Source organism: Methanobrevibacter sp. (assembly GCF_045220775.1).
GTDB lineage: Archaea > Methanobacteriota > Methanobacteria > Methanobacteriales > Methanobacteriaceae > Methanocatella.
In genome coordinates, this window is sequence record NZ_JBGUWC010000139.1 from 1 (window position 1) to 14555 (window position 14555).

Below are 14555 nucleotides of genomic sequence, written 5' to 3' on the forward strand. Positions count from 1 at the left end.
TGATGCTGATGGTGTTGCTCGTTTAGTTGTTAATTTGGCTCCTGGTTCATATGCTGTGAATGCTACCTTTGAAGGTGATGATACTTACGAGTCTGCATTTGTTAATGGTAGTGTGACAGTTAACAAGGCTGGTCCTGTTTTTTCCGGTGGTAATCTTGCCATGTCATATAAGGATGGCAGTGGTTGGGTTGTTACTTTGACTGGTGTTGATGGTAATGCTATCGCTAATGCTGCTGTAAAGATTGGTGTTAATGGTAAAGTTTACTCCTATAAGACTAATGCTGCTGGTGTTGCAAGATTAACTATTAACTTAGCTCCAGGTTCATATGTTATTAACGCTACTTTTGATGGTAATCATTATTATGAATCTTCGTTTGTTGATGCCACTATAACTGTTAACAAAGCAAATCTTAATTTATTTGCTGAAGACCTTGTTATGTCTTATAGGGATGGTAGCGCTTGGTCTGTTACTTTGACTGATGCTAATGGTAATCCTATTGCTAATGCTGCTGTTAAAATTTGTGTTAATGGCATGGTTTACTCCTGTAAGACTAATGCTTCTGGTGTTGCACGATTAACTATTAACCTACCTTCTGGTTCACATGTTATTAACGCTACATTTGATGGCAATAGATACTATAATTCCGTAGAAACAATATCTAATATAGTCACTATTGAAAAAGCATGTCCTGTAATGTATGCCAATGACCTTATAATGGATTATAATGATGGTAGTGCTTTCGAAGTAAAACTAGAGGATAATAAAGGCAGTCCAATTGTTAATGCCATTATTAAAGTCACACTACATGACATGACCTATAATATTAAAACAAACTCAGATGGTATTGCTAAACTAGCTATTGACTTGCCTATTGGTGAATATGTTATTACATCAAGTTTCACTAATGCTAATTACCAATATGTCGAGACAACCAATACAATTAAAGTGAATTAATGAAACCACTTATTGTTCATGTCTTTGTATGGGATATAAGTGTGGAATGTCTTGGTGTTCAATTGACAGATGGTAAAGACACTCCACTTCCATATCTGAAGCTATTGAATTTGATATTGATGCTGTCATTTAGTATTAAAACCGATATGGCTGCACATCAGATTGGCTATTGATTTAAGAGAAGCACATAATAATTTCAACAGATTGTAATTAGTTCAATCAAAGTTAATATTTTAGGCTTTTAAGCCTTTATATTTTCTATTTTTAACTGTAGTTTATTAATTTAATTGGCCATCTTACTTATTTTCTTTTAATAATTTATCAAGTGCATTTGAAAACTTTATATATGTGTATGAAGAAATATAAGCACAATATAATTTATTGTTAAGGTTGATTAAATGAAATTGAATAAGATGTTTTTGATAAGTATAACATTATTTATCTTATTATTATCAATAAGCAGTGTTTCAGCAAGTGATTTGAATCAAGATTCCAATCAAACTCTTGCCACAGATTCAAGTGTAATTGAAACTGCTGCCCTAAATGAAGATGTTGATGTTGTACAAGAAATTGAATCTTCAAACCAAGAGGTATTGAGTTCTAATAGTGAAGATTCAACACTAGAGGAAACTACGAACGAGATTATTGTAAACGATTGGAATGATTTACAATATTATTGCTCTCTAAGTGATGCAGATTACACATTAAGATTAAAGGAAAATACTAACTATTATCCTGATGATGTTGCAGATGATAATTATCAGATTATAGTTAATAATAATGTGAAAATTATAGGAAATACAGGTGCATATATTGGAGATACTTCACCTGATGCGGGCAATATCACCTATACTGCAATAATAGTCAATGATGATTCCGGTATAGGAATAACTGTGGAAAATGTAACATTCAAATGGATTGGTACACGCTATCAACCTGATGGTGTGTTCCTGCAGATGGGCGGTAATGTAGATAATAATGCATTCATAAATTGTTACTTTACTAATATATCCACTAATCTTGGTCATTCAAGCATAGTTTATATTAAGAAGGGAAATGTCATTATGACTAATTGTACCTTTATTAACTGTACTACTGATTTTGGTTGTTTGAGTGTTTACAATCCTAAGGATGATCCTACTGGTTTATGTACTAGTGCATCTATGGAGGTTAATGAGTGTTACTTTGAAGGTAACTATGCTAGAACTGAACCTGGTTGTATTAATAACTGTGGTATACTGGTAGTCAATAATAGTACTTTCTATAAGAATAGTGCTTTCTGGTGGGCTGGTGCTATACATACTCATGGTGGTGCTAACACTACTATATATGATTCCGACTTTATAGACAATCTAGCAGGTTGGAATGGTGGTGCACTATACACTTATAGTTATTTACAGATTTACAACACTAGGTTTATAGGTAATAACTGTACCACTAACAATGGTGGGGGAGCTATTGGTGCTTGTAAATACCTACACGCCCCATACATACACATTGAAGACAGTTTATTCGAGAACAATGAGAACTTATGTTGGTCATTAGATGAATTGTCAACTAGTGGTACTGGCCGTGGAGGAGCAATTTCCTTAATGGATGAAGGAGGCCTTGAAGTATATAACAGCACATTTATTAAAAACAGTGCTTCTATAGGTACTGCTATTTGTGCTATTAATGGTGGTCTTTCATACGGATCTCCTGATGTAAAGATTGTAGGAAATAAATTTATCAATCATACCCGTATTGGAGATGTATTGGATGTTAGAGTAGCTACAGGTTCTGTAGTTGAGATTAGGGACAATTATTATTATAACAATTCATTAGTATATGAAAAACTCAAGCTTACTGCAGATGACCCTGTTAATGGGTTTGTGACTTTCCATCTGGATGCTAACTTAAAGAATCCAAGTTCTTTTGATGCAGACATTTTAGATAAATCAACATATGATGTTTATGTAAATGGAGTTTACAATACTACAGTTTCAAATAGAACATTCACTCTAAATTTAGGAAAAGGCAATAGTGCCAATGTTTATGTAATGCCATCTATATCAAACAGTAAAAGTAACGAAGTTTTTGCAGGTGTTCCAAAAAAATTCATTTTTGTATCACCATCAGGTGACGATGAGAATAATGGGACAACTAGAATTTCTCCAGTTAAGACATTAGCAAGAGCGATTGAACTTGCAAATGTGACTGAAAATATTGTGATTATGGGTGGTACATTTAGTGAATCTAATTTGACAATAAATTATAATTTAACAATTACAGCTGAGAATGGTGCAACAATAACTCTAACAGGTCAAGGCTTTACAATTACAGACGGTGACGTCAAATTTGAAAACCTTACCTTTAAAAATTGTAAATATGGAACAGGCAGTACAGGTACTAAAAATAGACTTATTACACAAACCAACAGTGGATTTTTGATAATGGATGGATGTGTTTTCGAATCAAATGAATACAAAATACATATTGATGCTGCGGGCATTCTTCAGGGTGAAAACTTAAAGTTCATTAAAAATAAAGATGGCTCAGTAATTAAATCAAATTCAATTTCTCTTAAATCTTCAGTATTTATCAATAACACAGCAACTTATTCTACAGCTAAAGGTTTAGTGATGTATAAGACTGGAACAACCAAATTTGAAGTGGAAAATTTAACTTTTATAAATAATACAGTTAGTTCAGGATGTATTGCTGTTAAAAAGAATAAGGCAACAATCACTGACTGTACATTTATTGGAAATAGCGTGACTTCAGGCAATAAGGGATCAGCAATATTGATTGAAGATAGCTGTTCAGCATTAGTAGAATCATGTAAATTCATCAATAATACAGATATCGGTAAATACTCATCAGTTATTTACGTTTCATCCGGTACTTTACTAATCAGAAATTCAATGTTAATTAACAACTCTTATGAGAATACCAATGGTATTGTTATTAATGGTGGGGAAACTTATCTTAAAAAATTACAGGCTAGTAATAACTGGTGGGGAAATACTCCAGATAATCTAACCAAACCTGCTTTAAAGGTATATGGTGTATCAAATCAATTGCCAAATGGATGGGATCCTGCACAGTATTGGTTGGTACTGAATGCAACAGCTTTAAGCAATGAAATTGAGCTTAATGAAAAAGTTACAGTTCAATTTATTTTCACACAAATAGACAATAATGGAAATGTGACAGACTATGATTCTCGTTACATGCCAAGTTTTGATTTGATTCTGACTGCTGTTAATGGAACTTGTTCTAATGAAAAAATAACTGTGGAAAATGGAGTGGCCACCACCTATTTCACTTTGACTCAGATGACTAATGCATCTCTTACTGGAAGCTTCAATGGTATTGATGCAACTATTAATTTCATATTTAAGAAATCAACTCCTGAAGTTTCTATTGATGCAGATGAAATCACTTTTGGAGATACAGCAGATATTGTGGTTAATGTTCCATCTGATGCAACTGGAAACATAACCGTTAAAGTTGGAAATATCACTAAAACTGCAGAAATTTCAGATTCAAAAGCAACATTTTCAATAGATAATCTTTCTGCTGGCAATTACACTATTGAAGCAAATTACACCGGAAATGAGAGATATGAATCAGTTATTAAAACCGCTCTTCTAGTGGTTAATAAATTGGAATCTATCACTAAAATTTCAATTGGAGATATTGAATTAAATGAGGATGTGATTGTAACAATAAGTCTTTCAAATAATGCAACTGGTACTGTTGATGTTTATGTGAATGGTGTAAAAGAAACAATCAACGCATTTGAAACATTCACAATCAAAAATGTCCAGAGAGGAGATTATGTGGTTAGGGCTGTTTACAGCGGAGATTCAAAATACTTGTCTAGTGAAGATAAATGCAGATTTGAAGTAGCTAAGTTTATTCCAACTGTTAACGTAACTGTTCCTGATATCACTTATGGCGAGGATGTTGTTGTAACTGTTGCAGTAGACAGTAATGCAACCGGTAATGTTACTGTAACCATTGATGGAAAAACAAATACAAGCGCTATTAAAGATTCTCAAGCTATTGTAAAACTTTCCGGAATCGATGCTGGTAATGATAAATATGTTGATGTGTTCTACAGCGGATGTAATGATTATAAAAATGCATCTATAAACAAAACATTCAACATAGCTAAAGCAAATCTTGATTTCACTATTGTTTCTAATAATATCAAATATGGTAATGATGAAGTAATTGAAATAAGATTGCCTGCAAGAATTGGAGGAACCATAACTGTAAGCGGAATAAAATCTGAAACTAAAAACGTTCCTTCTTCAGGTTTAGTCACATTAACCTATGCTGATTTGGCTGTTGGAACATATACTGTGACTGCAGAATATAATGGGAATAATTATGTAACTGCTGAAAACTCAACTACATTTGAAGTATTGGATTGGGATAAAGCACAATGGGCTAACGAAGGTGGAGATATTAAACACACTGGAAAATCCTCATATGATACAATTGTTAATGGTGAGATTAAATGGTCTGTTGTGGTTGATGAAATCATTGGTAACATGGCTATTGACAGTGAAGGCAATATTTATGTTACAACAAAAGATAAGATATACTCTTTTGATAATAATGGTAATCTAAGATGGACTTTTGAATCTAAAGATGCAGGCACTAATTTTGCAGGAATAGCACTTAGCCGTGATGTTGTAATTGCCCCTAGGGCTGATGATACATTATATTTCATTAATCAAACTACCGGAGAAAGATATGGACATTCTAATATCTATCAAGGATCAAGTTCATTTTCACCTATAGTTGATTCAAATGGTAATGTTTACATTTCTGGTCAAGGAGGTGCTGGCAATAATCCTAACTTAATCATTATTCCTTACAGATTATGGGAAAATGGTGGAAGCCCTACTATCATTGAATTGGGCTCAAATCCTGTTGCTGCACCAACTATGCTCAATGACTATCTAGTTGCTGTTCCATGTGATGATGGGTTCAAGATAGTTGATATTAATTCTAAAGAGATTAAAGCTTCTATAAATGGAATAATTAATGAAGGATATGCTGTTGTTGGCGATGGAAATATAGTTTATACCTTCTTGGATAATTCAATTGTAGCATTTAGCGAATCCGGTTCTAAATTATGGTCTTCTGATGTAACTGGAGGTGTTGGAAAACAATTGTTCTTAGACTCTGAAATCGGACTATACTCTGTAAATGCAAATGGAGAGTTATATGTCTATGATACTATTGATGGTAGAGAATCAAAATTCTGTGATTTAACAGTTACTTCCGGAATTCTAATTGGAAGCAACAATAACCTATACTTCGGCGCTGGTGAAAGCTTTTATGCATTTGATAGTGCAGGAAATATGCTCTGGAAAGCTAAAATCGGCAGTGAAATAACTGGAACTCCAATTATGGATGAGAATGGAACAATCTACATCAATGCTGCAGATAAAGTTTATGCACTAAACTACACAAGTTTAAAAGATTCCAATTTAGAAGTATCCTGTGAAAACATAAGTTTCGGTGAAAATGAAACAATAACTGTTACATTAAATGAAAATGCAACTGGTACAGTCAGTATCATTGTTAATGAAGTTACATATGATGAGAATGTTTCAGATACAACCATTGTTAAAGTTATTTCAGGTTTGCCTGCTGGCAATTATACTGTAAAAGTAACATACAATGGAGATTTAAGATATTCTGAAATTACCAAATATGCAACATTCAAAGTAAATAAATTTGATGTTGTAATGGATGTAGCTACTCAAAATATCACTTATGGCGAAACTGCTGTATTCAATGTCACTCTGTCTTCTGATGCCACAGGTACCGTTACTGTTGAAGTAGATGGTAAAAGCAATTCTTCTACTGTTAATGAGGGTAAAGCTACTGTGTGCATTTCCGGTATAACCGCAGGTGACAAGACTGTTATAATTGAATATGATGGTGATGCCAAATATAATGGAAAAACAATTAATTCAACATTTAATGTTAATAAGAGCACTACACAATTAACAATAAGCATTCCTGCTGTTGAGTATGGTGAAACTGCAGTTGTATATCTCGATGTGCCTTCCGATGCAACAGGTAAAGTTAATATGACCGTTGATGGAAAATCTTATGAAGCTACAATCAAAGATTCTAAAGGCAATATTTCTGTTCCAAATCTAAAAGCAGGTACTTATCCAGTTACAGTTACATATTTAGGTGATTCTAATTACCTCCAAGCTACTGCTTCTGGCAATATTACTGTAAGCAAATCTAGTCAATTTAGTATTGATACTAGTTTGGATGGATCTATTATTGATGTAACCTTGCCTTCTGATGCAACCGGTAGCGTGCTTATGAATGTTGATGGCAAAAATCATACTGGAACTGTTGAAAATGGAAAAGTATCCTTCACTACCAATTTGGCCAGTGGAAGCTATAATGCTAAAATCGTTTACTCCGGAGATGATAACTATGCATCCAAATCATTAGAAAAAATAATAACTATTGAATTAGATGCTGTCAATATATCTGCTCCTGAAGTAATTTGTTATTATAGTGGTGTATTCACTGCTACTTTGAGGGATGTTGATGGAAAAGCATTGTCTAATGCAAGTGTGCTTGTTAAATTAAACGGCAAAGAATATATATTGACTAGTGATGCAGATGGTAAAGTTGCTACTGATGAATTAACTTTGGCTGTAGGTAGTTATGATGTTGTTGTTTACTTCAATCATACTGATAAATACGGTTCAAAGGAAGTTACTTCTAAATTCACTGTTTTAAAAAGTGTCGTATCATCTAATATGGCTAGAGGATATAATAGTGGTTTAGATTTCCAAGCAACATTCTTGGATAATAGTGGAAAAGTCATATCTACAAAATATATTTCAATTTTGGTTGATGGAAAATCACAAGATGTAGATTTAGAAAATGGTGTTTTAAAACTTAATAATAAATTAGCTGTTGGTGTACATAGTATTTCCGGTAAAAATCCGGTCACCGGTGAAGAATTCTTTAATAATGTTGAGATTATTAAAAGAATTCAATTAAATAAAGATATAAAAATTAGTTACAGTGATGCATACTCTTATTCAGTCCGTGTTTATGGTGATGACGGTAATCCTGTAGGTGCGAATCAACTTGTTACAATGAATGTAAATAAAGTAACCTACAAGCTTAAAACTGATGCTAAGGGTTATGCAAAACTTAAAATTAATTTAAAACCTGGCACCTATACAATTACAATTAAATTCAATGGCAACTCTGTTAAAAATAAGATCATTGTAAAACATGTAATTAAAGCTAAAAATATTGTTAAGAAGAAAGCAAAATATTATAAATACAAAGTTACTTTGAAAAAATATACTGGCAAGGTTATTAAATATAAAAAAGTAACTTTAAAAATCAAAGGCAAAAAATACACTAAAAAAACCAATAAGAAAGGTGTTGCTACTTTTAAAATCAAACAAAAATTAAAAGTAGGCAAATACAAAATGACTATTAAATTCGGCAAGTCCACTGTTAAAAGGACTTTAAAAATTAAAAAATAGGGATTATCTTCATCCCTTTTCTATTTTTTTTAAATTTCAATTAAATCAAATTTTTCTGATAAATTTTAAATATTTCTTTATCACATAAATAATAACAGTATTCATGTTTTATTGAATATCATTTTATAATTAAATTAAATTAAAAGGAGATTTTAATTTTGAAATTAAATAAACTTCTATTGGTTAGTATAATTTTACTGGCCATTCTGACTTTTGGAGCTGTAAATGCGGCTGATGATGCAGCTGTTGATAATTTAACGGTTGCTGATGATGGGGGAAGTTATGAAATAGCTTCTTCTGTTGAAGAAATAGAAGTCGATGGTGATATCGCTACGGATGTTTCATCAAGCGGTAATGCTATCGATGATAATGTAAATGATAATTCAAATGTAAAACTTGGTGCATCAAGTGATAATGATGTGCTAAGTGATGATTATGAGATTCTTACTCCTGATGATTTCCGCGAACGTGGATTTGATAGCGGTACCGTTTGTACTGGAACTTATAGACTTCAAGGAGTATTTACTGCTGATGAGTTTCCTTCATTCATGATCATTGATGGAGGTTGTGTTATAGATGCTAGTGAAGCTGAATTTCAGGACATTGGAATCATCTTGCAGGGTGATGTGCAACTTAGTGGACTAACCCTCACATCTTCAAAATATCTGGAAGATGTAGATAATGGAATGAGTCCGGGAGCAATTGTTTATGTAACTGGTGATGACAATATTATTGATGGATTGACCGTCAATTATGCTCCAACTCCTGATGGTGATGCTTATGGCATTTATGTTGAAAATGCAAATAATTTCCAGCTTTTAAACTCAAATATTCAATTCACTGGTTCCAGTATTGAGGAATATTATGAATATACAATGAGAATTGCTGAATCTAATGGTGTTTTGATAGAAGGAAATACTCTTATAGCAAATCTACCTATCTTGAATGTGGATTATAATAAAGGTGAGCCTGGTCTTCAAACAGATTTGGTATTGAATACTGGACTTAAATCAGTTGATGGTTTGGACATTATTAACAATACATTCATTGCTAATGTAGTTGACCGTAATGGTGATTACCCAACCCTTGACTGTGTAATGATGGAATACTGTGATAATGTTAATGTAATAGGAAATACATTTGAAGAAAGTGATTTCATCACTCCTGAAGGTGAAGCAAATTACTTAAACGTTTTGGATATGTATTACTCTGATAATGTTTTAGTTAAAGGAAATAATATTAGCGTTGAAACCACTGGTGGTAGTGAAAATGCAGGAACTTCCTATCCTGTTCAATTAACCGGACCGTATGAAGGTGTCGTAATTGACGGAAATAATCTTTATGCAAATTGCGGCGGACCTGCATTAGGAGTATACTCACAAAATTATTATGGTGACACTGAAATTACCGTTCAAAACAATAATATTGATATTACTGGACTTCCAACTGACCACAGCTGGGGATTGGTATCAGGTATTGAATTGCAGGACAATGTTGCCCGCGTATACAACAATACAATTACAACCAAATCCGTTACTGGCAGCTTTGAAGAGGGCATGAACCTTTATGGCATAAGCTATGCTCAAGCATTAATGGATGGACACAACTATGATATCCAAGGAAATATAGTTGTAACCGAAGGCCAATACGCAATCTATCTATTGCAGGCAGAGGATACCACTATCACTGATAATTACCTAGTTTCATCTACCGGTGAAGGTGATGACACAGTTTATATTCGTGAAGCTTCAGGTAATACAGTTATAGAAAACAATCATGGTGCTTATGTAGAGCCAGTACCTGCCAACGTCGTAACCCAAGATAACTTCTTTGAATTCTTCGATGAGGATGGTTTCTTGTTGGATACTGTTGAATTCGATGAGTTAATTTTCAGCGGCGAATTCTCTGATCTTCTTCCTGATAAGTATATAATAATTACAAGTCCTATCAAAATTACTGGTGATAATGCGGTCTTAAATAATATGGGAATCAGTATCATGGCACATGATGTCAAATTAGACCAATTAACTTTCATTGCAGATGATTTCGTTGTAGATGAAGGAATTGCTGGCGGATTGATTGGTGCTGATGATGATTCTGACGGTGTCGAATTGACTAATCTAAATGTTTCATTCACTACCGGAGCGGAAATGGGTGTTGCTATTGATATCAAATGTAATGACGCTAAGATTTTAAACAATACAATATTCTTCGAAAGCCATGTAACTGACGATGCACTGGTTTCTGTTGCTCTTCAAATTGTTGATACTGAAAATGTTTTAGTTGACGGAAATAACATTACTACAAAATTGCCATGTGTATATGTAAACAACTATGACCCTGATTATTACATGATGGGTTCAAATAATGTAAATCCTGTAAGGCTCAAAGACTGCGACAACCTTGTATTTACTAATAACGTTATTAATTCAACAACTAATGACTATTCAGCTGATTATCCTACAATTCAATCTATTTACATCATTGGCTGTTCTGATTCATTAGTCGACCACAATGACATATACATGATTGATGAAATGACTCCTGCTGGAATGGACAATTACTTGTATGGAATTAACTTTGGCCACAATACCAATGTGACCTTCTCATATAACAATTTCATAATGTCCACTAGTGGTGGAAAAGTAGCTGCTGGAACAGCATACGCATTCCAAGGTGTTGAATCTGAAGTAATCATTAAAGGAAACAACATTACAAGCATATCCAATGGTCCTAACTTAGGTATTTATGTAGCAAGTATGTTCGGTGGAGATTCAAAACTTGTAATTGTAGATAACTTCATAAATGTTACAGGTTATGCTGATGCTTCCCATAATTGGGCATTGGTATCAGGTATTGAAATCCAAAACGGGGATGCTCAAATCTACAATAACACAATCTATACCTACAATGCAAATGAATATGATGATGGCGCTTACATGTACGGTATAAGTTACGCTCAATGGATGTATGGTGACCGTTCCTTTGATATCCAGAACAACACAGTTTACACAGAAGGTAAATACACAATTTCTGTAATCAATGCAACCAGTTTAAATGTTAAAGGAAATACATTATATGCTCATGATTTATATGGTGACGATTCAATCGACCCAGGTGAATGTGCAGATGTAACTCTTGGAGATAACCTTCCTCCTTGTTTAACCAATATCGTAACTCAAGATAATTTCTATTCATTCTTCGATGAATATGGTAATTTATTAGAGAGTATTGAGTTTGATGAACTGATTTTCCAAGGTGAATTCTCTGATTTAGCTAGTTACATTACTATTGACAGAGCTTTAACCATTACTGGCGATAATGCAGTATTGAATGATATTGGATTCATCATTGTTGGTGAAGGTATAACCTTAGACAACATGACTTTAGTTGCTAACAGCGATTTAGGTAATTTGATTGACATTGCTGGTGTAAATGCAGTCATTAAAAACATGAATATTGCATATGTTGTTGATGAAGCTGCTAGTGCAATCACTGTACGCCCATATGCAAATGGTGTTCAAATTTTAAACAACACTATCTACTTCGAAAGTACTGTCGATGATTATGCTGCTGATGAAGTGACTACTGCAATCTGTGTCAACTCAGGCGTTAGCATGTTCGATGATGAAGACCCTATTGAAGGGCTTATAATCAATGGAAATAACATTACTGTTGTTATTCCTGCTTTCTTGGCTGATGTATATGAAAACGAATATTATGTAATGGGATTAAGCGCTGTTAACGGTGTAAGAATTAACGGTGCTGAAGGATTCGTATTCAAAAACAACAGATTGGATGTAACTACCAACAGGCTTGCCAGAACTACTCCTACACTCCAAGCATTGTATGTTGCAAGTTCTTCAGGTTCAATCGATGGAAACAACATTTCAATGATTGATACATTCACTCCTGCAGGTAAAGACGTCTACTTGTATGCTGTTGAACTAATTAATGATGAAGAGTTAACCATTTCAAACAACAACTTCAACTTATCCACTACCGGTGGAAAAGATGAAGCAGGTTCAGCATATGCAATCCTTGCTATTGCTTCCGAGTTTGAAGTAACAGATAACAACATCACTACAGTTTCCAATGGTCCAAACCTTGGTATCTACTTCCCATCCCATATGGGAGCTCCATGTGATGCTGTAATTAGCGGTAACTTCATCAACGTAACAGGTTTAGCGACTGCTGCTCATGATACTGGTCTTGTCTCAGGTATTGAAATACAAACTGGTGATGTTTTAATTACTGATAACACAATCTACACATACAACATTGGTGAATACGATGAAGGTAACTACATGTATGGTATCAGTTATGCTCAAGACGGTTCAGCTCCTGAAGTTGTAATTACTGACAACACAATCTACACTGAAGGTCACTATGCTATTTCTTTCCTTGAAGGTGATGATGCTACAATAACTGGCAACTACCTTATTTCAGCTGATTTATTCGGTGACGGTGCTGTTGAAATTAAAGAGGGCGAAGGCATTGTTGAATATAACCTTCCTACTAATGTTGTTACTAATGACACATTCTATAACTTCTTCGATGAAAACGGCATTTTATTAGACAATATTACATTTGATGAGTTAATCTTCCAAGGTGATTTCTCTGATTTAACTGATATGATTGTATTTAACAGAGCTATTGTTGCTACTGGTGAAAATGCTGTTTTAGATAACATTGCTATTAGAATCGCAGCAAATGAAGTTAACATAAACGGATTCACTTTAAACGCTAATAAAGAGTTTGCAAATAACAATGGTGCTTTAATCTATGCTACTGGTAGCGATATCGAGATTAGTGATGTAGTTGCTAATTATGTTGCTCCTAGTGAAGCAGAAGCTATTGCAGTTTATGCAAATGCTGCTGAAAACTTTGTTTTATTCAACTCAGAAATCATCTACGAATCCACTAATCCTGGATCTAACCATAATTACGGATTAGAAGTACGTAACAGTAATTCTGCTTTAGTTGATAACGTAACTATTAATGCTATCTTACCTGCCGTTCCAGTCAGCTGGGGTGGAGAAGGCATTGATCAAGACTTAGTTTTAGCTGTCGGAATCCAAGGCGGAGACGAAGTTGAATTCACAAACAACCGCGTAACCGTAACTACTAACGGCGGTATTGGCAGTTATCCTACCGTTGATGCAGTAATGATTCACGGTGCTAACGATATTCTAATCAAAGGCAACAACATTACCCATATGGACACTACAACCGAAGACGGTGCAAGATACTACTACAGCTTAGACATATACAGCACAACTGGTACTGTAGAAGCTAACAATATTATTGTGAACACTACTGCTGGTGTTGACCGCGCTGGTACTGCATACCCAATCCAATTGACCGGACCATTCACAGTTACTATTAAAGACAATAATTTAACTGCTGTTTCCAAAGGTCCTATTGCAGGTATTTATGCTTCCAATTGGGGTGGAGCTGCTACTTTAACTGTAGAAAACAACAATATTGATGTTGCAGGTTATGCTACTACTGGTAACTACGCTTTAGTTGCAGGTATCGAAGCTGAAATCGACATGCTTAAAGCATATAACAATACAATCACTGTTGCTAATGGCGCTGATTATGATGATGCTAACCAAGTAATTGGTGTAGGTATTGGATCTTCATACTTCTATGGAGATGCAGCTGCTGACATCAAAGACAACACTATTACTGTTGATGGTAAATATGCAGTATACTACGCAAAAGCAGTAAACACCAATGTAACTGATAACACTTTATACGCACATAACTTGAAAGGTGACGCTGCTGCTGTTATTGAAGATGGTACTAATAACATTATAGAAAACAACCTTCCATCTGCTCCTGTTTTGTCTGCGGATGATCTTGTTATGACTTATAAGGATGGTAGTGCTTGGGTTGTTACTTTGACAGATGCTAATGGTATTCCTATTGCGGGTGCTGCTATTAAAGTTGGTATTTATGGCAAGCTTTATAATCGTGTGACTGATGCTGATGGTGTTGCTCGTTTAGTTGTTAATTTGGCTCCTGGTTCATATGCTGTGAATGCTACC

General features: G+C 34.2%; 3 protein-coding genes and 1 pseudogene. All 4 read left to right on the top strand.

What is annotated here, in order from left to right; genetic code table 11:
* Positions 1-955: pseudogene (locus ACJROP_RS09400) on the top strand (hypothetical protein); the annotation flags it as partial.
* Complete coding sequence (locus tag ACJROP_RS09405) at positions 955-1128, top strand: hypothetical protein (RefSeq protein WP_406535212.1); 174 nt, start codon at positions 955-957, stop codon at positions 1126-1128. The pseudogene ACJROP_RS09400 and the gene ACJROP_RS09405, both read left to right, overlap by 1 nt.
* 225 nt (positions 1129-1353) lie before the next feature.
* Positions 1354-8499 carry an Ig-like domain repeat protein gene (locus tag ACJROP_RS09410; protein WP_406535213.1) on the top strand — a complete coding sequence of 2382 codons (7146 nt, stop codon included), beginning with the start codon at positions 1354-1356 and terminating at the stop codon, positions 8497-8499.
* Between the two features lie 158 nt (positions 8500-8657).
* Positions 8658-14555: hypothetical protein (locus tag ACJROP_RS09415; protein ID WP_406535214.1), on the top strand; the 5898-nt coding region annotated here is incomplete at its 3' end.

Bases quoted from the DNA above. Each gene is read 5' to 3' on its own strand.
- ACJROP_RS09405 (WP_406535212.1), top strand. From the start codon at position 955: ATGAAACCACTTATTGTTCATGTCTTTGTATGGGATATAAGTGTGGAA.
- ACJROP_RS09410 (WP_406535213.1), top strand. From the start codon at position 1,354: ATGAAATTGAATAAGATGTTTTTGATAAGTATAACATTATTTATCTTA.